The organism is Sphaerisporangium rufum (assembly GCF_016863395.1).
Lineage (GTDB): Bacteria > Actinomycetota > Actinomycetes > Streptosporangiales > Streptosporangiaceae > Sphaerisporangium > Sphaerisporangium rufum.
Window position 1 is genome coordinate 72,668 of record NZ_BOOU01000012.1, and the last position, 20,009, is coordinate 92,676.

Here is a 20,009-nt window from a genome sequence, read left to right on the forward strand (position 1 = left end):
CCGGCGGCGGGTCAGGCCCGGCGCGCCGGGCGCGGCATGAACGGCCTGTGCAGCGACGCGGCCACCGCCGCGAACCCGTGGCGCAGCATCTCCGCCTCGTACGCCGGAACCGCGGCCGCCGGTGGGCGGCCGGCCGCGACCGCGGCGACCAGCACGTCGCGCAGCAGCGCGGCGTCGCGCAGCGCCGTGCCCGCCCCCTCGCCCCGGCCGGGCGCCATGGTGTGCACCGCGTCGCCGAGCAGGGTCACCCCCGGGACGTCCCACGGCCGGACCGGGCGGGCGGAGGACAGCGTGACCAGGAACGTCGCCTCCGCCTCGGCGCCGGCCACCACCCGCCGCACCGCCGGATGCCAGCCGGCCACGGCCCGGGAGGCCAGCCGGTGCAGCTCGCGCGGCCCGGCGGCGCGCAGCTCCTCCGGGCCGGCCCCGCCGAGCGTGCCGGCGCCGTCGTCCGGGCCGGTGACGGTCCACGCCAGGTAGTCGGGCACCGGGGTGAGCCTCACGTCCGGCGCCAGGCGCGCCGCGGCGGCGGCGTGCGGCTCCCGGGTGCGGCAGGTGGCGATCGACACGGCGGTGCCGTCGGCGGCGGTGACCCGGTTGAAGCTGTCGACCAGCACCTCGGGCAGGTCGGCGAGCGTGCCGGGCCCGATGGGCGTGCGACCGTAGACGGCCCGGCCGAGGTGGTCGAACTCCGCGTCCGGCAGCAGCGCGCCCCGCACCGCCGACCCGGTGCCGTCCGCGCCCACCAGCAGGTCGCCGGTGGCGGTGCCCCCGTCGGCGAACCGCGCGACGACCCGCCCCTCCGCGGCCCGCTCCAGGCCGCGGAACTCGCGGCCGAAGTGGACGGCGCCGGCCAGGCGGGCGAGCAGGATCTCGCGCAGGGTCAGCCGGTGCACGCCGAACCCGGCCGCCGGGTCCTGCGGGGGGATCTCCTTGCTGAACTTCGGGCGCAGGCCGGCGTCCAGGAACGCCATCCGGGTCGCCGGTCGCAGCGCGGTCGCGGTGCACAGCTGGAACAGGTCGGGCGGCAGGCACTCGCGCAGCGCCCGCGCCCCGGGCGCGCCGATGTTGATGCGGTAGCCCTGGGCGCGGGGCGCGGGCGACGCGTCGCGCTCGTAGACGGCGACGCCGAAGCCGGCGACGGCCAGGGCCTGCGCCAGGCATAAGCCGCCGAGGCCGGCTCCGATGATCAGGACGTGCGGCGGGGCGGGGGGTTCGGTCACGCGACGGGTTCCTTCCGGCGGTCGGCCACGGGCGGGCCGTGATCCGGCCCACGGTCGACCGTAGCAATTAACTGTCACGACAGCAACCGTCTGGTCAACTATCCTGTCGCCATGAACTCTCCCGACGTGACGCCCCCGCCCGCCGCCGGTGCCGGACTGCCTCCCGAGCTGGTGTTGGGCACCGGTGCGGCGGTGCAGCAGGTGGGGCGGGACCTGCGCACCGCCGTGGAGCAGCGGCTCGCCCCGCTCGGGGTCACCTCCCAGCAGGCCGCGGTCCTGCTCCAGGCGGCCGGCGGCGGGATCAGCCCGAACCGGCTGGCGCCACGGATCGGCACCGACACCGCGGGCATGACGCGGCTGCTCGACCGGCTGGAGGCCAAGGGCCTGGTGCGGCGGCGCCGGCACGCCGAGGACCGCCGCTCTGTCGTCATCGAGGTCACCGCGCAGGGCCGGGCGCTGGTACCCCGGCTGGCGCCGGTGTTCGGCCAGGTCGGCTTCGCGCTGCTGGCCGGCTTCTCCGAGGCGGAGTTGCGCCTGCTCGAGGGGTTGCTCGACCGCATGCTCGGCAACCTGCGCGAGATCCGCACCGGCGGGCCCGACCCGGTGGCGGGCGAGGACGATCAGCCGATCGTGTTGACATAGCTGCCAGAAATGACATTATTTGGCCATGCATGACGAGGCCGAGCGGCTGCTGCGGATCCAGGACGACTTCGAACGTTTCCGGGCCGCCACCCGGTTGCTGGTCGACCTGGACGACCTGATCCTGGAGATCTCCCGCATCCGCAACGAGAGCGCCTCGCGCATGCAGATCAGCCCGGTCGCCCCGGCCGCCCGCCCGGACGAGGCGCTGCCCGACGACGCCCGCGCCGTCCTGGCGTGCATCCGCCGCACCGGCGTCACCCGGTTCCGCCGCCGCGACGTCTTCCGCCGGCTGGCCCGCCGGTTCAAGACGGTGGCGGCCATGCTGCCCGCCCTGGACCTGCTTGAGGCGGCCGGCTACATCCGAAAGGTGGAGACGGTCACCGAGCCCGGCCAGCCCGGCCGCCGCCGCTCGCCCGAGTACGAGGTCCGGCTGTGAAGGGGCTGGTGGACGGCCGCACCGCCCTGGTCACCGGCGCCGCCCGCGGCATCGGCCTGGCGGTCGCCCGGCTGCTCGCCGAGCACGGCGCCCGGGTCGTGCTGGCCGATCTGGACGCCGGGGCCGCGGCCGCCGCGGCCGCCGGACTGGCCGCGGCCGGGGCGGAGGCGTCCGGCGTCGGCTGCGACGTCACCGCCGAGGCGGACGTGACCGGCGCGGTGCGGCACGCGGTCGACCGCCACGGCGGGCTGGACATCATGGTCAACAACGCCGGCATCACCCGGGACGCCACCATCGGCAAGATGTCGCCGGCCGACTTCGACGCGGTCGTCGACGTGCACCTCAAGGGCGCCTGGCTGGGCGTGCGCGCGGCGGCCGAGGTGATGCGGCCGGCCGGGGCCGGCTCGATCGTCAACATCTCCTCGCTGTCCGGTAAGTCCGGCAACTTCGGCCAGACCAACTACAGCGCCGCCAAGGCCGGCGTCATCGGGCTCACCAAGGCCGCCGCCAAGGAACTGGCCCCGCGCGGGATCCGCGTCAACGCGGTACAACCCGGGCTGATCCGCACCGCGATGACCGCGGCCATGCCGCCGGACGTCTTCGCGGCCCGCGAGGCCGACATCCCGATGAAGCGGGCCGGCGAGCCGCACGAGGTGGCCGGCGCGGTGCTGTTCCTCGCCTGCGACCTGTCGAGCTACATGACCGGGGCGGTACTGGAGGTGGGCGGCGGCCGGATGATGTGACCGGCCGCGGTCAGGGCACCGGGCTCAGCCGGTCCGGCGCCTCGGGCGCCTCCGGTGGCCCGGGTGCCTGCGGCGGCGCGCCGGCGGTGGGGGCCTGCACACCGAACATGGCGAGCAGGCCGGTGATGGTCAGCAGGCGCAGCACGGTGCCGTGCACGCCGGCCAGCGTGAACCGCCGCCCGTCGGCCTCGCAGCGCCGCAGCGCCGCGATCAGCTCGCTCAGCCCGACCGAGTCGCAGAAGTCCACGTCGCTGAGGTCCAGCACGATGGCGGGGACCTCCGGCTGCTCGTACGCCTGCCCCAGCGCGCTGCGCAGCACCGGCGCCCAGCGGTGGTCGAGGTCACCGCGCACCCGGAGCACGACGACGTCGTCCCGCCGATCAGGTGAGACGGTGAGTTCCGGCGGTGGAACGGCCCCAAACTGCATGATCAGCTCCCTCGGCCCGCAGGGTTCAGGGCGGGCCCGGCCTCATTCCTACCAGTTCATCGCCCGGACTAACGCCCGCTTGAGTGCCCGATCGTGTCCGCCCTGGTGCGGGACGTCCCGATCCGAGGCGATCCCGCTTGGCGAGGGCCGCCGGGACGGTCACAATCGGCGTATGCCCGATCACTCTTACGTGGGCGCCCGCCTCCCCCGGCGGGAGGACGCCCGGCTGCTGCACGGCGGCACCCGGTTCGCCGGCGGTGTCCGGCTGCCCGGCATGGCGTATGCAGCCGTGGTCCGCAGCCCGGTCGCGCACGGCCGGCTCACCCGGTGCGACGCGGGACCGGCCGCCCGGATCCCCGGAGTGCTGGACGTGATCACCCCGGCCGACGCCGCCGGGGTCCGGCTGCCCTGCGTGACGGTCGCCCCCGGTCAGCGCCTGACCTCCTACCCGGCGCTGGAGGAGGTGGTCAGGTACGCCGGCCAGCCGGTCGCCCTCGTGGTGGCCCGCACCCCGGAGGCCGCCGCCGACGCCGCCGGCCTGGTGCGGCTGGACTTCGCCGAACTTCCCCCCGTCGTCGGGGTGGAGCGGGCGGCCGCGGCGGGCGCCCCGCTGCTGTACCCCGAGTGGGGCACCAACCTGGTCACCGACTTCACCATCGGCGACGCCGGCTGCGAGGAGGTCATCGCCGGTGCCCGGCACGTGGTGGAGATGACGTTCCGGATCGGCCGGGCCGCGCCGTGGCCGCTGGAGCCGCGTGCCGTGCTCGCCGCCTACCAGGACGGCGAGCTGACCGTGCGCCTGTCCACCCAGGCGCCGCACCACGCGCGCGACCACGCCGCCGACGCCCTCGGGCTGCCCTACGACCGGGTCCGGGTCATCGGCGGTGACGTGGGCGGCGGCTTCGGGGCCAAGGACCACCTGTACCCCGACGAGGTGCTGGTGTGCCTGGCCGCTATCCGCCTCGGCCGCCCGGTGCGCTGGACCGAGCCGCGCGCCGACCACCTGACCGCCACGCTGCCCGCCCGCGACGCCGTGCACCACGGGCGGCTCGCCCTGGACGGGGACGGGCGCTTCCTCGCGCTGCACTGCGACATTCTCGGCGACCTCGGCGCGCACCCCTCCAACGTCGGCATCTCGCCGCTCGCGGTGTCCGCCCTGGTCCTGCCCGGCCCGTACCGGTTCGAGCAGGCCGGCGCGCGGGTGCGCGCCGTGGTCACCACCACCACGCCCACCGGCTCCTACCGGGGGTTCGGCCAGCCGGAGGCCACCTGGACCCGGGAGCGGCTGGTCGACGAGGCCGCCCGGCTGCTCGGCGCCGACCCGGTGGAGCTGCGGCTGCGCAACATGATCGGCCCCGCCGAGCTGCCGTACACCACCCGGACCTGGCAGGAGTACGACTCCGGCGACTACCCCGCCGCGCTGCGCGCGGTGCGCGGCCTGGCCCGGCCACGACGGGCGGCCGACGGCCGGCGACGCGGGGTGGGGTACTCCTGCCACGTCGAGACGACCGGCCTGGGCCCGTCCATGGACATGAAGGCGAGCGGCACCCAGGCCGGCGGGTACGAGACCTCGGTGCTCCGGATGGAACCGGACGCCTCGGTGGTCGTCGCCGCCGGGGTGGCCGCCATCGGGCAGGGCATCGAGACCACGCTCGCCCAGCTCGCCGCCGACCGGATGGGCGTGCCGCCGCATCGGGTGCGGGTCGTGCTCGGCGACACCGCGGCCACCCCCTACTCGCCGGTCGGGTCGATCGCCAGCCGGGCGCTCACGGTGGGCGGGGCCGCGCTGACCCGGGCGGCCGACCGGCTGCGGGACAAGATCGTCGCCATCGCCGCCCACCAGTTGGAGGCCGACCCCGCCGACATCGAGTTCACCGGGGAGGCCCTTCAGGTCAGGGGCGATCCGGCCGGCCGGCGCACGCTGCGCGAGATCGCCACGTCGGCGTGGCGCGGCTGGGACCTGCCGGACGGCATGGCCCCCGGCCTGGAGGAGCGGGCCACCTACGACCCGCGTGCCTATACCTTCTCCTACGCCGCGCACGCCGCCGCCGTGGCGGTCGACCCGGAGACCGGCGCGGTCGAGGTGGAGGGGTACTGGGTCGTCAACGACTGCGGGGTGGTGGTCAACCCGGCCATCGTGGAGGGCCAGCTGCGCGGCGGGGTGGTGCAGGGAATCGGCATGGCGCTGACCGAGCAGGTCGGCTACACGGCCGGCGGGCGACCGGCGGCCGGCTACCTGCCGCCGACCGCCCGGGAGGTGCCGGCCGTCGAGGTCGTGCTGGTGGAGACGCCCTCGCCGCACACGCCCGGCGGCATGAAGGGTGTGGGGGAGTCCGGGGTGATCGGCCCGCCCGCCGCGATCGGCAACGCGGTCGCCGCCGCGCTCCCCGAGATCGCCGGCAGCGTCACCGCCACCCCGATCACCTCGATGTCCCTGTGGTCGGCGCTCGCCGGACGCTGACGGCGCACCGCCGGGCGGCGCCGCCGGCGCCGTCAGGCGGAGGCGGTCACCGGGGTCTCCGCCGGCCCGCCGGCCGGCGGGACCGCCCGGCGGCGCAGGCCGAAGGCCGTCACGATCGCACCGGCGGCCACGGCGGCCACCGGCACCACCAGCGCGGCCCGGATCGCCGCCAGCCGCGCATCCGGCGCGGTCGCGGCACCGAGGGCCGCCACGTTGACCGCGGTCACCGCCGACAGGCCGATGGCCGTCCCGAACTGCAGCGCGGTGTAGAACAGGCCGCCGGCCAGACCCTGCTCCTCCTCGGCGATGCCTTCCACCGCGACCATCGTCAGCGGCCCGTAGGCCAGGGTGAAGGCCACCCCGAGCAGCACCATGGTGGGCAGCATCGCGGCGTAGGTCCAGTCCGCGGTGACCGGCAGGAACAGGGCGTAGGCGACGGCCGCGGCCACCATGCCGCCGAACAGCACCCGCACCGCGCCGAAGCGGTTCACCAGCCGGGGGGTCAGCGTGGGGGCCAGCACGGTGTCGATGGCCACCACCAGCATGGCCAGCCCGGTCTGCAGCGGGGTCCAGCCGCGCAGCTCCTGCAGGTAGAGGGTGAGGGCGAACTGGAAGCCGGCGAAGGCGCCCAGGAACAGCAGCGCGCCGATGTTCGCGCGGACCAGCGGCCCGGACCGCAGGATGCCCAGCCGCACCAGCGGCGCCGCCGCCCGCCGCTCGATCGCCACGAAGGCGCCCAGCAGGACGAGCCCGGCGGCCAGCACGGCCGCGGTGCCGGCCAGGCCGTCGCCCGCGTCCTCCAGCCGCACCAGCCCGTACACCAGCAGCGTCATCGCGCCGGTGATGGTGAGGGCACCGGCCAGGTCGAAGTTCCGGACCGGGACGCGGTCCGGTCCGGAGTCGCGGACCAGCGGGATCGCCGCGGCCAGCAGCAGTGCGGCCAGCAGGACCGGGGCGAAGAATACCCACCGCCAGCCGAACGCGGTCAGCAGGCCGCCGGCCACCAGGCCGAGCGAGAAGCCGCCGGCCGCGATGCCGGCGTACAGCGCGAGCGCCTTGGTGCGCAGCGGCCCGTCCGGGAAGTCGCCGGTGATGAGCGCGAGCCCGGCCGGGGCCATGAACGCGGCGGCCACCCCGGTGACGAACCGGGCGAGCAGCAGCATCCAACCCTCGGTGGCGATGCCGCCGAGACCGGAGAACACCAGGAAGACGGTCAGCCAGGTCAGGAACATCCGCCGGCGGCCGAGCAGGTCCGCCGCGCGGCCGCCCAGCAGCATGAAGCCGCCGTACCCGAGCACATAGGCGCTGACGACACCGCTCAGCGTCCCGGTGGACAGCCCGAGCTCGGCCCGGATCGACGGCAGCGCGACGTTCACCATCGCGACGTCGACGCCTTCCAGGAAGATGGCGCCGCACAGCACGAACAGCACGCCCCGCGCGCGGCCGTCCATCCGGACGGTCGATGACGACATGAATGATCCCCCTACGAGCGGCGAGGCGCCCGGCCCGTTCCTCGCCGGTTATCGATGGTGTGGCCGGTTCCTTCTTGTTACCGGCAGCATCCTGCGACATCATGAGTTCGCATGGAAGACGGCACTTCACAGTCACCCGGGCACTGCGCGGATACCGGCTACGACTACGACGTGTTCCAGTGGGACACCCGGGAGGACTGCGAGGTCCGGCAGATCCTCGACCGGATCGCCGACAAGTGGTCGCTGCTCGTCATCGCGCTGCTGGAGCAGCGCCGGCTGCGCTTCACCGAGCTGCGGCGGGCGATCGACGGCGTGAGCCAGCGCATGCTCACCCGCACCCTGCGGCACCTGGAGCGGGACGGCCTGGTCACCCGGACCGTGTACCCGACCGTCCCGCCCCGGGTCGAGTACGCGCTGACCCCGCTCGGCGCCACCCTGCACACGACCATCCAGGCGCTGGTCGGCTGGACCGAGGAGCACCAGCAGGAGATCGCCGCCGCGCGCGCCGCCTACGACGCGCGCGAGCGGGCCGAACAGGCCGAGCAGGCCGAGCGGGACGGCACGGCCGACGCGCGGAACGTGGCGGGCGGTACGGCCGCTGCGCGGGGCGGCTCCGGCGACGCGCGGGACGCGAAGGGCGGTACGGCCGGCGCGGGGCACGTGCGGGGTGACGCGCGGGACGCGCCGGTCAGTGGCGGCGGGCGCGCCGTCCCCGCCGGTCGGCGCGCCGGGCCAGCGTGACCAGCACCCCGGCACCCGCCAGCAGTACGGCGCCGCCGATCAGCAGCGGCGCGGCCGTCCCGCCCGCCCCGGCGGTCCGGCCGGCGACGGCCGTCGCGCCGAGCGGGGCGCCCGGCGCCGGGCCCGTATCGTCCCCCGCGGTGCCCTTCCCCGGCGTGCCGTCATCGGATGAGCCGGTGTCGGGCGTGCCTTTCCCCGGCGTGCCGGTGCCGGAGGAGCCGGAATCGGGCGTGCCCTTCCCTGGCGTGCCGGTCGCGGCCGGACGGTCGCCGGGCGCGGCGCGGGCCGCGGTGAAGACCACATCGGAGCACGAGTAGTAGGTGTCCGGGGTGTCGGAGTTCTGCCAAACCGTATAGATCACCTGGCGGCCGGTCCGGCCGGCCGGCAGCCGGCCGGACATCCGGTAGGCCCCGCCGGCCAGCGGCGGGTCGGTGACGGTGAGGAACGGCCGTGGCTCCAGCGCCGCCCACGTCAGCGGCCGGTCCGCCGGCCATCCGGACCGGGTGAGGTACATGCGGAAGGTGCCCTTGTGCGGGATGGTGGCGCGGTACCGGAACGCGAAGCGGGCGCCGGCCCGCAGCTCGGTCGCCGGCCAGTCGTCCCGGGCCAGGTCCAGGCCGCGGAACCGGGCCAGGCCCGCGCTGCACAGCCGCCCGTCCGGGATGCGCCGCCGGTCACGGCCGGCCACACCCGGCACGCGCAACTCGTCCCAGCCGGCCAGCGCACCCGGCTCGCTGTCCGCGACGGCCGCCCGGCAGGCGCGGGACCGAGCCGCCGCACCGCCTTGCGGGCCGCAGGCCGCCGCCCGGCTCACCGGGCTGGTCAGCGCACCGTGCGCGGCGGCCGCGGCGGGCCGCGCGGCCGCTGTGGCGGGCATGGCGACGGGCCTGGCGGCGGACCAGGTCGCGCCCCAGGCGGCCGGCGGTGTCCCTGCCGCCGACGCGGCCAGTGACCCGGTCGCCGACGCGGCCAGTGACCCGGCCGCCGGGGTGGCCAGTGCCGTGGCCAGTGACGCTGCCAGGACGGCGGCGACCGTCCCGGCACGGAGCGGCTTCACCTGGCGGACCTCCTCGGCGTGCGGCGCGGGCCGGGCCGGCTCCGCACCAGGCGTGCTCTGCCGAGGTACGCATCCGCTCCCGGCCCGGTTCACTCTTCTGAGGCACGCCTCCGCCCCGGCCTGGTTCACCGGCCGGGTCCGCCTCCGCCCCGGCCTGGTTCACCGGCCGGGTCCGCCTCCGCCCCGGCCTGGTTCACCGGCCGGGGTCCGCGTCCGTTCCAGGCCTGGTTCACCGGCCGGGGTCCGCGTCCGCTCCCGGCCTGTTCACCCGCCGCGGTCCGCGCCCGTCCCGGCCCGGTCGACCCTGCTTCACCGGCGGTCGGCGGCACCGGCCGCGCGCCGGGGGCGGCACCGGTGGTGACGTTCCGGCCGGGCCGGTTCCGATATCCGGACGAGACCCGCTCACCCCGGGTGTACCGGACATTCGCGATAGGGTCGGCGACCGGAAGGAGGCGCGGGCATGCGGGTGCTGGTGGTCCTGTCGATCGCGGGCATCGTGCTGCTGATGGTCCTCGGCTTCGCCGCGGCGGCCCGGCGGCTGCTCGACCTGCGGTTCGGCACGGTACGGACCCTGCTGGCCGGTGCCCTCGCCTTCGGGCTGGCCGGGCCGATCGCCACCGCGCTGGCCGGCGCGGTGTCCCGGGACGATCCGACCCTCACCCCGCTGTGGTTCCTCATCCTCGCCGGGGCCTGCGCGCTGCTGGCCGCGATGACCTTCCTCGCCGTGACCGAGGCCCTGGTGCCCACCGGCTCGGTGCCCGGGCCGATCGAGCTGGTCCGGTCGCTGCGCGGCCGGGTGTCGCGCTCCCGGCGCTATTTCGCGATCGTCCGGATCCTGGTGCGCCACGGCCTGGGCCCCTACCTGCGGGGCCGGCGGGCCGATCTCGGCGCACCGTCCGGGCGGCGCCGGCTGGCCCGGTCGCTGCGCCTGGCGCTGGACGACGCCGGCGTCACCTTCGTCAAGCTCGGCCAGCTGCTGTCCACCCGCCCCGACCTGCTGCCGGCCGAGTTCGTCACCGAGCTGGCCCTGCTGCAGGACCAGGCGGCTCCCGCGCCGTGGGCGGAGGTGGCGCAGGTACTGGCCGCCGAGCTGCCCGGCCCCGTCGACGAGGTGTTCGCCGAGTTCGACCGCACCCCGCTCGCCGCGGCGTCGGTCGCCCAGGTCTACGCGGCCCGGCTGCACTCCGGCGAGCGGGTGGTGGTGAAGGTGCGCCGGCCCGGCGTCGAGGACGTCGTGGAACGCGACCTCGACATCGTCGCCCGGCTGGCCCGCACCCTGCACTCCCGTACCCGCTGGGCGCGGGCCATCGGCGTCCGGGATCTGGCGCGCGGCTTCGCCGAGGCGCTGCGCGAGGAGCTGGACTTCCGGGTGGAGGCCGCCAACATGGCGGCGGTGGCGGCCGGCCCGGACCGCTCGCCGGTGCGGGTGCCGGCGCCGTACCCGTCGCTGTGCGGCGGGCGGGTGCTGGTCATGGAACGGCTGGACGGCACCCCGCTCGGCGCCGCCATGACCGGCGGACAGGAGGCCACGGACGCGGCCGCCGACCGGACCGACCTGGCGCGGGTGCTGTTCGAGGCGCTGCTCCGGCAGATCATGCTGGATGGCGTCTTCCACGCCGACCCGCACCCGGGCAACATCATGCTGCTCGCCGACGGCCGGCTCGGCCTGCTGGACTTCGGCTCGGTCGGCCGGCTGGACGCCGCGCTGCGCGCCTCGCTGCAGCGGCTGCTGCTCGCGATGGACCGGGGTGACCCGCTCGGGGTGACCGACGCGCTGCTGGAGGTGGTGCCGCGCCCGGACGTGATCGACGAGCAGCTGCTGGAGCGGGAGATCGGCCGATTCATGGCCCGGCACCTGGGCGGCGGCGGGCCGGCGGCCGGCGCGCGCATGTTCACCGCGCTGTTCCGCATCGTCTCCGCGCACGGCCTGTCGGTGCCGCCCGAGGTGGCCGCGGTCTTCCGTGCCCTGGCCACCGTCGAGGGCACGCTCACCCGGCTCGCCCCGGGATTCGACCTGGTGGCCGAGGCCCGGGCGTTCGCCGAGCGCCACTTCGCCGCCCGGCGCGACCCGGGGACCGTCCGGCGGCTCGCCGAGGAGGAGCTGGTCGCGCTGCTGCCCATGCTGCGCCGGCTGCCGCGCCGGGTGGAGCGCATCGTGGGGGCCGCCGAGAGCGGCCGGCTCAGCGTGAACGTGCGGCTGCTGGCCGACGACCGCGACCGCCGCCACCTGACCGGCCTGCTGCACCAGGCGCTGCTCACCGTGCTGGCCGCGGCGACCGGGATCATGGCCGTGGTGCTGCTCGGCCACGAGTCCGGGCCGCGGGTCACCGCCCAGGTGACGCTGTACCAGCTGCTGGCCTACAACCTGCTGGTCGTGGCCTCGGTCCTGGCCCTGCGGGTGCTCGCCGGGATCTTCCGCCGCGACGGCTGAGCGGGGCGCCGCGCGATCGGCGGCCCGCGGCCGGTTACCGCGCGTGACATCGGGAAGCACCCCCTTGGGGGCCGGTGCGTCCCGGGGACGACCTCCGCCGGCGTGCCGGCCGGGACGCGCGGGACAGGGAGGACGGTATGGCGGTCACATCGGCCGGTGCGGCGGAGAAGGCCGCGCCGGGCATCGCGCTGCCCGGCGCCGTGCTCGGCGTCGGGCTCGGCGGATTCGTCGACGGCATCCTGCTGCACCAGGTGTTCCAGTGGCACCACATGCTGAGCAGCACCGACACCGACAACATCGGAGTGCGGTACTACCCGCCGGGCACGGTCCCCGGCCTGCAGATGAACACGCTGTGGGACGGGCTTTTCCACGTGGTCACCTGGCTGGCCGTGCTGACCGGCCTCGGCCTGCTGTACTCGCGGGTCGCGCACGCCCGGGGACGGGTGTGGCGGTCCCGGGCGCTGTGGGGCTGGGTCCTGGTCGGCTGGGGGCTGTTCAACCTGGCGGAGGGGATCATCGACCACCACCTGCTCGGTATCCACCACGTGCGCGGCGGGCCGTACCAGACGTGGTGGGACCTGGGTTTCCTGGTGCTCGGCGCGCTGCTGGTCGCCGGCGGGTGGCTGCTGCGGCGCGGGGCCGGCCTGGTGGACGCGCCGGACGCGTCCGGTGCGGCGCCGCCGCGCCGCGGGTCGCTATGACGCACGGGCACGCGAGCGCGGCCGGGGTGCACCTGCTGTCGCCGGTCGCGCTGGGAACGGCGGTCGCGGTCGCCGCCTACCTGTGGGCCGCGATGCTTCGCCGCCGGGAGCCGCGCGGGTGGAACCCGTGGCGGACGGCGGCGTTCCTGGCCGGCGCCGCGCTGCTGCTGGCCGGCTCGCTGCCGCCGGTGGCGGCCTTCGCCGGGCAGGACTTCCGCGGGCACATGATCCAGCACCTGCTGCTCGGCATGCTCGGCCCGCTCGGCCTGGTGCTCGGCGCGCCGGTCACCCTGGCGCTGCGGTCCGCGCCCCGCCCGGCCCGCCGGGTGATCGTCGCGGTGCTGGGCAGCCGGTACGGCCACGTGATGGCGAATCCCTGGTTCGCGCTGGCGCTGAGCACCGGCGGCATGCTCGCGCTGTACCTGACCCCGCTGTATCGGGCCGCCACCGCCTCCCCGGCGGTCCACCACCTGCTGCACGTGCACCTGGTGCTGGCCGGTTGCCTGTTCGCCTGGGTGATCGCCGGGCCGGACCCGGCGCCGCACCGCCCTCCGGTGCCGCGCCGGCTGGTGGTGCTCGGTGTGGCGATCGTCGCGCACGCCGGCCTGGCCCAGCTGATGTACGCCGGCCTGCTGGTCGACGTCCCGGCGCCCGCCGCCCAGCTGCGCGGCGGCGCGGAGATCATGTACTACGGCGGGGACGTCGCCGAGCTGCTGCTGGCCCTGGCCATGCTGGTCACCTGGCGCCCGGCCCGCCGGCGGCTGGCCGCTCCCGCCGCCGGCCCGGCGGCCGGCTGACTCCCCTCCCCGCCGGCCGCGGGGCGGTGCGGGAGCCGGGCGGCCGGCCGGGGCCGGGATCATCCCGGCCCCGGCCCGGCGTCCTGGCGGACGCGGACGCTCGATCCGCCTCGGCCGGTCGTCACGCTCCGGCCGTGGACGTCGTGGTGCTCGGTGTCAGCAGCCGCTGCCCCACCGGTGGGCGGAGATGTTGTCGTTCAAGGACTGGCCCTGGCCCGACCGCCCGTCCCAGGGATAGTAGATGCCCTTCAGGTTGTCGAGATACAGGCCGCGGGGCAGGCAGGTCCGGGTGCCGTCCCAGCCGCCCGCGTCGTCGGCGTTGTCCCAGTACAGGATGACGTCTTCGTAGGCCCCGGCGTACCCGCGGTTCTCCAGAGAGCTGGCCTCGTTACGCATGCTGTAGAAGCCCCCGCATCCCTCCCAGTTCGCGTCGTCCACCGCCCATCCACAGTGGAAACCACCTCGCTTGATGTCCATCCAGGCGTAGAAGTAGCCGTCCGCTGCCAGAGCCGCGGACGCGCCGTCGGCGTCACGTGCGATCGAGGCGTCGGCGCTCGGCGGAGTCGAGGGGTCGGCGTGGGCGGGAACCGGCACGGTCAGCAGTGCGAGAGCGGCGAGCCCCGCGGCGGTCAGGAGCGATCTGGCCTGCTTCATACGTCCTCTGTCTCTCTGTGCCGGGCCTGTCCCGGCGAGTCGGGTGGGTGTGTCGGGTCGTGTGACCGGTCAGCCGGCCGTGACGATGGCCTGCGCGCGCGGCAGCGCGGCCTGTTCCAGCCGCTGCCGGGTGGCGAACTCCCCGGCGTACCGGGCCCGCAGGTGATCGTCGTACCGCTGTGCCAGCCGGTGCGCGGTGTCCGCCAGGCCGCTGCTCGCGGCACACCCGGCCTCGGCCACCGCGGTGCGGATCTCCGCTCTCCGCGCGGCGGGGCCCGCCGGCGTGTCGAATCGCCGGCGGGATTCGGCGGGAGTGGCGTAGGAGAAGCCCCGCTCGGTCATGCACGCGGACCAGTCCTTGACCGACTCCTTGAACTCTTTCTCGGTGAAGACCTCGGCGCGGTTCGTCTCCGCGAGCGCGTCGGTGATGGTGCTGGCGCGGAACCACCGCGGCAGGTCTCGGTAGAGTTCCTGCTGGGCCTGGGCGGTGCAGCCGTCGGTGAGCCGCGCGAAGGTCAGCCCGCTGGGGACGGTGACCCGCAGCTGCCGCCCGCCGCGCCTGCCGTGCAGCGCGTCCGCCGCACGCCCCTTCTCCTGCGGGGACAGGCCTTCGAAATACCGGCGGTTCGGATCGGACCGGCGGTACTGGTCGCGCCGCCCTGCCATCTCGCTTCCATAACCGTGTGCTCGGGCCCAGAGAACGTCGTCGACGACATAGGGGAAGTCGCGATCCTCCGGTATCGGAACCCGGGGCACGACCCAGGTTCGGAAGCCCCGCTCGCTCATGCAGGACTGGGTGAGCAGTTGTTCGGCCTCATGGAGCACATCCTTGTCGCGTTCCGAGAGCGGCCGGGTGGCATCGACGGAGGTGGCGAGCCGGCGCGTGGAGCCGGTGGCCGGCGTGTCCACGCCGCTGCCGGTCGAGTGCTCCGCGGTACCGGCGGTCACGCTCAGCAGCGCGGTGACCGCCATGAGATGCGCCAGAGGGCGAATGCCGCGGCGGCGCGGATGCACCGGCATCCCATCCTCCTCTCGAAGCCGGACGTCACCACCGGCAACGACCTGCCCGGTGATCGGCGGAGTTCCTGACCGTACTGTCGGCGGGCGGCCGCGGCCCGGACAAGACCTTTGCGCCGGAGCGCAAACAGGGCTCAGGACCCGCCTTGGCTCCCGTCGAGGAGTTTCCAGCCCAGCGGGGTCAGGTTGTGCAGGAGCGCGGGTCCGCTACGGGTGCTGGTGATCAGCCCGGCCTGCCGGAGGGTCTTGGTGTGGCGGCTCATCGAGGCGATCGAGGTGTAGAGCTGGGTGGCCAGCTGCGTGGTGGAGACGCTGCGCCGCAGCGTGACGAGCACGGCGGCGCGGGTGGCGCCCATCAGGTCGGCGAGCGGCCCCGCCGGATCGGCGGCGGTGATCGACTCCCAGCGGGATTCCGGCGCGATCGGATAGACCAGGACCGGTGGCAGGTCCTCGTTCGCCAGGGATACCGGGTCCCCGTGGCAGAAGTACGACGGCACCAGCCGCAGGCCCCGGCCCCTCAGATGCAGGTCGCGATCGACGGCGTAGCTGACCTCCAGCACCGGATGGCGCCAGCGCATCAGCGGCTCGAACCCGCGGAACAGCGCCTCCACGCCACCGGCGAGCAGCGCTTTCACCCGTAGCGCCACGTCATTCTCGACGCTCATGCGGATCAGATCGTCGTGGGAGCCGACCGCGGCGCGGTGATATTCGCGCAGCGCGGCCGTCAGGGCTGCCAGCTTGCCGCCCCGCGAGTCGGTGAGACCGGCGAGCCAGCTCGGGGTGGCGCGACCGTGGCGCCGGTTGGTCTCGGACAGCTGGGCCAGCTCGTCCCGCAGCCGCCGCAGGCTCGTGGCGCGGACGGCGTCGATGCCGGCTTCGAGCCCGGCCGCCGATTCGGCCGGGGTGAGGAAGTCGGGGAAGTAGGGGCCGAGCGGCGCGAGGTCGGTGAGGTAGGCCACGGCCGGCCGCACCGTGGTCAGCAGGTCGGGGCGGCTGCGGAGTCGTGCCATCCACGGCTGGAGGAACAGCGGCCGCTCGCGGCCGGTCAGCGAGAAGCGACTCAGCAGGACTTCCCATAAAGGGTCGATCGTGGTGGTGAGGGTGGTTCTCGCGATGTCCTCGGTGGTGAAGTGGATCCGCAGCATGCCCCCGTGTCCCCCCAGACTCGTGCCCCCGGTTTATCAGTGGTAGTTAATGCTGGTTTGCGTTCTGCCGTAAAGCTGTTTTCCGGGAGTTCGCCGCATAGCAGATTTCGGGTATGAGAGCAGGAGCTTTGTTACGAGGCGTCACGGCGGCCGGCCTGCTGGCCGGGGTGCTCGTCGTTCCCTCGGCGGCCCTCGCCGCGCCACCGGGCCCCGATGACGAGGTGCGCGCGCCGGAGGTGACGGCGACGGCACCCGCCGCGGTGCCGGCGAACGACCGGGCCCGGGTCCTGGGTGAGCGGTGGCAGGCCTCCACCGACCGGGCGGTGCTGGCCACCGGTGACGCCACGGGGTTCCACGTCCTGGCCGCGGACGCCGGGGCCGGGTACGCGTGGAAGACCATCGCCACCCTGGGCGAGCCGGGGGTGGAGACCGACCGGTGGATCGGCAACATGTGCGTGACGGCCTCCGGCCGGCGCGCGGTGGTGGTGTACGCGCCGCGGACCTACACCAACGATGAGCGATTGTTCGACCGGGGCGGCTTCACCGCGGTGGTCGACCTGACCAGCGGCGCGGTGACCCGGCTGCCGGTACGGGCGAGCCTGGCGTACTTCGACCCCGCGTGCGGCGCCGGCGAGCAGGCGGTGCTGACGCAGGCCGGGGACACCGACCTCGGCCGCACCCGGCTGGTCCGGGTCGACGCCGCGAAGGCCCGGCTCGGCGCCCGCATCGAGGTGCCCGGCCAGCTGACCTCGGCGGTTCCGGTGGGCACCGGGATCGTCGCGGCCGATGACGGCGCGCTGGTCCGGGTGGCCGAGGACGGATCGCGGCGGGTGCTCGCCGCGACGGAGGGCGTGCCCTTCGACGTGACCGCCGACGCCGGCGGCGGTGTGGTCTACGCCCAGCGTTCGGGCGCCGACCGATCGCAGGTCCGCCGGGTGTCGGCGGCAGGGAAGGGACGCGCCGTCCCCACCACGCTGGCCACCGGCCCGCTGACCGGGCTCGGCGTCACCTCCGGCCGCGGCGGCCGGGTGTTCGTGCTGGGCGCCGGGACGCTCGCCGCGGGCGCGCCCGGGGTGACCGGGCTGGACGCGCCCCGCGGATCGTCCCCCTCCCTGGACGGCGAGCTGGTGGTCACCTCGGTGCTCCCGGTGACGAAACCGGTGACGACAGGTCGGCCCGTCCCGGAACGACTGGCGGTCAAGGCGACCGCGACGAAGACCGGGACCGGCACCGCGTTCACCGCCACGCCCGAAGTCGCCGCCATGCCGGTCGGTGCGGACACCAAGGCCACCGCCAAGCTGGCCGCGGCCAGCCCCACCGACCCGGCCGACTTCGCCGAGCGGTACTGCGCGGTGCCGCGCAACGACCCGCGCAACCAGGCGATGCAGCCCAAGCCGCGCCAGGTCGAATGGGCGGTCGACCAGGCCGTGCGCGGGGCGTTGACCGTCTCCCGGCCGGCGAACTGGAAGAACCTCGGCATGCCGGCCTACACCCCGCAGGGCCTGTTCCCGTCCCGGGCGCTGGTCGGCGGCGGAGCCGTACCCGCGCAGATCATGCTCGGGATCGCCGCGCAGGAGTCCAACCTGTGGCAGGCGGCGCGCTTCGCGGTGCCCGGCGTGACGGCGAACCCGCTGATCGGCAACTACTACGGGCTCGACATCTACGACGCCGACACCTCCGACGACTGGACGATCCGCTGGTCGGACGCCGACTGCGGGTACGGCGTCACCCAGGTCACCGACGGCATGCGGCTCGCGGGCCGGGAGAAGCCGGGGGAGACCGCGCTGCCCTACCAGACCCAGCGCGCCGTCGCGCTGGACTTCGCGGCGAACGTGGCGGCGGGGTTGCGGATCCTGCAGGACAAGTGGAACATCACCCGCTCGGCGGGTCTGCAGATCAACAACGGTGACCCGTCGAAGATCGAGAACTGGTTCTTCGCGGTGTGGGCGTACAACTCGGGTTTCTACCCGCAGAGCCAGGCCGGGCAGAACGCCGGCGCCTGGGGGGTCGGTTGGGCCAACAACCCGGTCAACCCCAAGTATCCGCCCGGCCGGGACGCCTTCCTCGACCGCACCTACCAGGACGCCGCGCACCCGCAGGACTGGCCGTACCCGGAGAAGGTGCTGGGCTGGGCCGGTCATCCGGTCGAGGTGCTGGAGTCACCGGACGTGATGGTCTCCGGCTACCGCCCCGCATGGTGGGCCGGCGAGAACGATGATGTCGCGGAGCGGAACCGTACCGCAGTCAAGCCGCCCAACCACCAGTTCTGCGACGCCAGCAACAACTGTGTCCCGGGTGCCTCCTATCCGCCCGATGCCCCCGAGGTGATCGGCGAACCCGCCGGGCCGTGCGCGCACAAGAACGCGGCCGGCCAGCGCGACCTCAAGTGCTGGTACCACCAGACGACCGGTTGGAAAGCCGACTGCCCGAATACCTGTGGTAACGAGCTGCTGCGCTTCGATCCCGGCTACGCCTACCAGGACGACGGCACCGCCTACCCGCCGAACTGCTCGCTCACCGGGCTGCCGGCCAACGCCAAGATCATCGACGATGTACCGGACGGCACACCGTCGATCCGGCCGAACTGCGCCAGGCCCTGGACCAACCAGGGCACGTTCCAGTTCCAGTTCCATCCCGACAGCAACGGCAACTATCCCGGCAAGGTCGACACCCACCAGATCGGCGGCGGCTTCGGGGGGCACTTCTGGTTCGCCCACACCCGGACGGCCCAGGCCGAAGGCGGCCGGCTGCAGGTCGACGCGACCTGGCGGCTCAACCAGTCGATCACCGGGCTGTGGAAGGTGCTCGTCGCGCTGCCCGACCACGGAGCCCAGACCACCAAGGCCCGCTACGTCGTCCGGACCGCCTACGGCGAGCGGGTCAGCACGGTGAGCCAGCCGGGCAGCGGTAACCGCTGGGCGTCGCTGGGCACGTTCAAGTTCAACAACCAGCCCGATGTCAAGCTCTCCTCGGTCACCCCGGACGGCAACGGAACCCAGGACATCGCCTTCGACGCCGTCGCCTTCGTCCCGGTGACCGGCACGACGGTCGAGATCCTGCACTGGAACCTCGCCGGGTCGACCAAGAACAAGGGCGACTACGACGTCGTGGAGCGGCTGATCCAGGAGGTGCAGAGCCGCAAGCCGGATGTCATCTCCATGAACGAGGTCTGCATGCGCCAGTTCGAGCACGCGGCCGCCCGGCTCAAGGAGATCGGGTACGAGATGGCGGGTTACTATCACGCCAGCCAGAGCCTCGTACCGGACTGTTTCATCGACTTCCCGCCGACCGAGACCCGGACGTCGGCAGGTAACGCCGTGCTGGTGCGGGGACCGATGCTCAGCCACCAGGGCTTCGTCTTCAACGCGTCCAACCAGCTCGAGGAGCGCATCGTTCTCCCGGGGGAGGTGCAGCTGGGTGTCGACCGGAGCGTGGCCTGCGTCGTCACCCGGTTGCCGGGCACCAGCCGGGATCTCAAGGCGTGCTCCACGCACCTCGACCAGGAGAAGGACGGCGCTTCCAATCCGTACGCCGACGCGGAGAAGCAGGTCGGAGAGCTGGCGCGCGTCTTCGGGCCCCAGGCGAAGACCATGCCCTTCATCCTGGCCGGCGACTTCAACATCAAGGTCCCGCCCTCGAACCTCGCTCTCGGCGCCCTCTACGGTGATCCCGCGGGAACGGGTGACTTCGTCGAGGTCGACCAGGAGCGCGGGTGTGGCGACTCGTGTGTCCCGCGCCAGACCGGTGCCCCCACCCAGGTCGGCACCAGCCAGGGCGGCCCACGCAAGATCGACTATGTGTTCGCCAGCCGGTGGCACCTGGTGTTGCCGCCCGACCGGGTGCAGATCCTGACCGACGTCGGCAAGTGCGGCGGCGACCAGCACGCCTGTTCCGACCACTACCTGTTCCGCAGTGAGGTCGAGCTGCCCAACGGCTGACCCGATCACCCTTCCGGCGCACGGCGGCCCGCCGCCGTGCGCCGGCCGATGCGGCCGTCGCCGGCCCCACGCGAGCCGGCGAGGCCGTGACCAGCATGGACGCCGGGCGATCGGGCAGGACGGC

General features: G+C 74.6%; 16 protein-coding genes. 9 read left to right on the forward strand and 7 right to left on the reverse strand.

The genetic code is table 11. The features are described from left to right. Positions 1-11: 11 nt before the first annotated feature. Entirely contained in the window at positions 12-1,223 is a 1,212-nt protein-coding gene (locus tag Sru01_RS03990) for an FAD-dependent oxidoreductase (RefSeq protein ID WP_203982463.1), read from the reverse strand. 111 nt (positions 1,224-1,334) lie between these two features. On the opposite strand from Sru01_RS03990, the gene Sru01_RS03995 reads away from it, so the two are divergent. Genes Sru01_RS03995 through fabG form a run of 3 tightly spaced genes read left to right on the forward strand, consistent with a single transcriptional unit; the run spans position 1,335 to position 3,044 of the window. Further along, complete coding sequence (locus tag Sru01_RS03995; protein ID WP_203982464.1) at positions 1,335-1,865, forward strand: MarR family winged helix-turn-helix transcriptional regulator; 531 nt, start codon at positions 1,335-1,337, stop codon at positions 1,863-1,865. Between the two features lie 25 nt (positions 1,866-1,890). Further along, positions 1,891-2,301, forward strand: a complete 411-nt coding sequence (locus tag Sru01_RS04000) for a hypothetical protein (protein ID WP_203982465.1) — start codon at positions 1,891-1,893, stop codon at positions 2,299-2,301. Beyond that, on the forward strand, positions 2,298-3,044 hold the full coding sequence (gene fabG / locus Sru01_RS04005; protein ID WP_203982466.1) for a 3-oxoacyl-ACP reductase FabG: 747 nt from the start codon (positions 2,298-2,300) through the stop codon (positions 3,042-3,044). The genes Sru01_RS04000 and fabG overlap by 4 nt, the downstream gene beginning before the upstream one ends. Positions 3,045-3,054: 10 nt before the next feature. On the opposite strand, the gene Sru01_RS04010 is transcribed toward fabG, so the two are convergent. Then, entirely contained in the window at positions 3,055-3,471 is a 417-nt protein-coding gene (locus Sru01_RS04010; RefSeq protein ID WP_203982467.1) for an STAS domain-containing protein, read from the reverse strand. A 172-nt stretch (positions 3,472-3,643) separates the two neighbouring features. Here Sru01_RS04010 and Sru01_RS04015 point away from each other — a divergent pair, with 172 nt between their 5' ends. Further along, positions 3,644-5,932 carry a xanthine dehydrogenase family protein molybdopterin-binding subunit gene (locus tag Sru01_RS04015; protein WP_203982468.1) on the forward strand — a complete coding sequence of 763 codons (2,289 nt, stop codon included), beginning with the start codon at positions 3,644-3,646 and terminating at the stop codon, positions 5,930-5,932. A gap of 32 nt (positions 5,933-5,964) precedes the next feature. Here Sru01_RS04015 and Sru01_RS04020 read toward each other — a convergent pair whose 3' ends face one another. After that, positions 5,965-7,404 (reverse strand): MFS transporter, encoded by a 1,440-nt coding sequence (locus Sru01_RS04020; protein WP_203982469.1) that lies wholly within the window; start codon positions 7,402-7,404, stop codon positions 5,965-5,967. 111 nt (positions 7,405-7,515) lie between these two features. Between Sru01_RS04020 and Sru01_RS35305 the strand changes: the two genes are divergently transcribed. Next, positions 7,516-8,145: a winged helix-turn-helix transcriptional regulator gene (locus Sru01_RS35305; protein WP_203982470.1), complete on the forward strand. Its 630-nt coding sequence runs from the start codon at positions 7,516-7,518 to the stop codon at positions 8,143-8,145. Here Sru01_RS35305 and Sru01_RS04030 read toward each other — a convergent pair. Further along, the gene (locus Sru01_RS04030) at positions 8,093-9,202 is read right to left on the reverse strand and encodes a lytic polysaccharide monooxygenase auxiliary activity family 9 protein (protein WP_239136871.1); all 1,110 of its coding nucleotides are present in this window, start codon (positions 9,200-9,202) and stop codon (positions 8,093-8,095) included. The two genes, Sru01_RS35305 and Sru01_RS04030, sit on opposite strands and share 53 nt — an antisense overlap. A gap of 460 nt (positions 9,203-9,662) precedes the next feature. On the opposite strand from Sru01_RS04030, the gene Sru01_RS04035 reads away from it, so the two are divergent. The 3 genes from Sru01_RS04035 to Sru01_RS04045 all read left to right on the forward strand — a co-directional run bounded on the left by Sru01_RS04035 (position 9,663) and on the right by Sru01_RS04045 (position 13,131). Beyond that, complete coding sequence (locus Sru01_RS04035; protein WP_203982471.1) at positions 9,663-11,633, forward strand: ABC1 kinase family protein; 1,971 nt, start codon at positions 9,663-9,665, stop codon at positions 11,631-11,633. A gap of 137 nt (positions 11,634-11,770) precedes the next feature. Then, the gene (locus Sru01_RS04040; RefSeq protein ID WP_203982472.1) at positions 11,771-12,334 is read left to right on the forward strand and encodes a DUF2243 domain-containing protein; all 564 of its coding nucleotides are present in this window, start codon (positions 11,771-11,773) and stop codon (positions 12,332-12,334) included. Further along, on the forward strand, positions 12,331-13,131 hold the full coding sequence (locus tag Sru01_RS04045; protein ID WP_203982473.1) for a cytochrome c oxidase assembly protein: 801 nt from the start codon (positions 12,331-12,333) through the stop codon (positions 13,129-13,131). The genes Sru01_RS04040 and Sru01_RS04045 overlap by 4 nt, the downstream gene beginning before the upstream one ends. Before the next feature lie 156 nt (positions 13,132-13,287). Here the strand turns inward: Sru01_RS04045 and Sru01_RS04050 are convergent, their stop codons facing one another. From Sru01_RS04050 to Sru01_RS04060, 3 genes are all read right to left on the reverse strand, one after another. Beyond that, the gene (locus Sru01_RS04050) at positions 13,288-13,785 is read right to left on the reverse strand and encodes a hypothetical protein (protein ID WP_203982474.1); all 498 of its coding nucleotides are present in this window, start codon (positions 13,783-13,785) and stop codon (positions 13,288-13,290) included. 69 nt (positions 13,786-13,854) lie between these two features. Then, positions 13,855-14,805 (reverse strand): hypothetical protein, encoded by a 951-nt coding sequence (locus Sru01_RS04055; RefSeq protein WP_203982475.1) that lies wholly within the window; start codon positions 14,803-14,805, stop codon positions 13,855-13,857. Positions 14,806-14,936: 131 nt separating this feature from the next. Further along, positions 14,937-15,947, reverse strand: coding sequence for a helix-turn-helix domain-containing protein (locus tag Sru01_RS04060; RefSeq protein ID WP_203982476.1), 1,011 nt, complete (start codon positions 15,945-15,947; stop codon positions 14,937-14,939). 128 nt (positions 15,948-16,075) lie between these two features. On the opposite strand from Sru01_RS04060, the gene Sru01_RS04065 reads away from it, so the two are divergent. Then, entirely contained in the window at positions 16,076-19,885 is a 3,810-nt protein-coding gene (locus tag Sru01_RS04065; protein WP_203982477.1) for an endonuclease/exonuclease/phosphatase family protein, read from the forward strand. Positions 19,886-20,009 lie beyond the last annotated feature (124 nt).

What these genes read in the sequence shown, in the direction of transcription:
- Sru01_RS04035 (WP_203982471.1), top strand. Translation starts at nt 9,663, where the DNA reads ATGCGGGTGCTGGTGGTCCTGTCGATCGCGGGCATCGTGCTGCTGATG.
- Sru01_RS04020 (WP_203982469.1), bottom strand. Translation starts at nt 7,404, where the DNA reads ATGTCGTCATCGACCGTCCGGATGGACGGCCGCGCGCGGGGCGTGCTG.
- Sru01_RS04060 (WP_203982476.1), bottom strand. Translation starts at nt 15,947, where the DNA reads ATGCTGCGGATCCACTTCACCACCGAGGACATCGCGAGAACCACCCTC.
- Sru01_RS04045 (WP_203982473.1), top strand. Translation starts at nt 12,331, where the DNA reads ATGACGCACGGGCACGCGAGCGCGGCCGGGGTGCACCTGCTGTCGCCG.
- Sru01_RS04050 (WP_203982474.1), bottom strand. Translation starts at nt 13,785, where the DNA reads ATGAAGCAGGCCAGATCGCTCCTGACCGCCGCGGGGCTCGCCGCTCTC.
- Sru01_RS04010 (WP_203982467.1), bottom strand. Translation starts at nt 3,471, where the DNA reads ATGCAGTTTGGGGCCGTTCCACCGCCGGAACTCACCGTCTCACCTGAT.
- Sru01_RS03995 (WP_203982464.1), top strand. Translation starts at nt 1,335, where the DNA reads ATGAACTCTCCCGACGTGACGCCCCCGCCCGCCGCCGGTGCCGGACTG.
- Sru01_RS04015 (WP_203982468.1), top strand. Translation starts at nt 3,644, where the DNA reads ATGCCCGATCACTCTTACGTGGGCGCCCGCCTCCCCCGGCGGGAGGAC.
- Sru01_RS04055 (WP_203982475.1), bottom strand. Translation starts at nt 14,805, where the DNA reads ATGCCGGTGCATCCGCGCCGCCGCGGCATTCGCCCTCTGGCGCATCTC.
- Sru01_RS04040 (WP_203982472.1), top strand. Translation starts at nt 11,771, where the DNA reads ATGGCGGTCACATCGGCCGGTGCGGCGGAGAAGGCCGCGCCGGGCATC.
- Sru01_RS04000 (WP_203982465.1), top strand. Translation starts at nt 1,891, where the DNA reads ATGCATGACGAGGCCGAGCGGCTGCTGCGGATCCAGGACGACTTCGAA.
- Sru01_RS35305 (WP_203982470.1), top strand. Translation starts at nt 7,516, where the DNA reads ATGGAAGACGGCACTTCACAGTCACCCGGGCACTGCGCGGATACCGGC.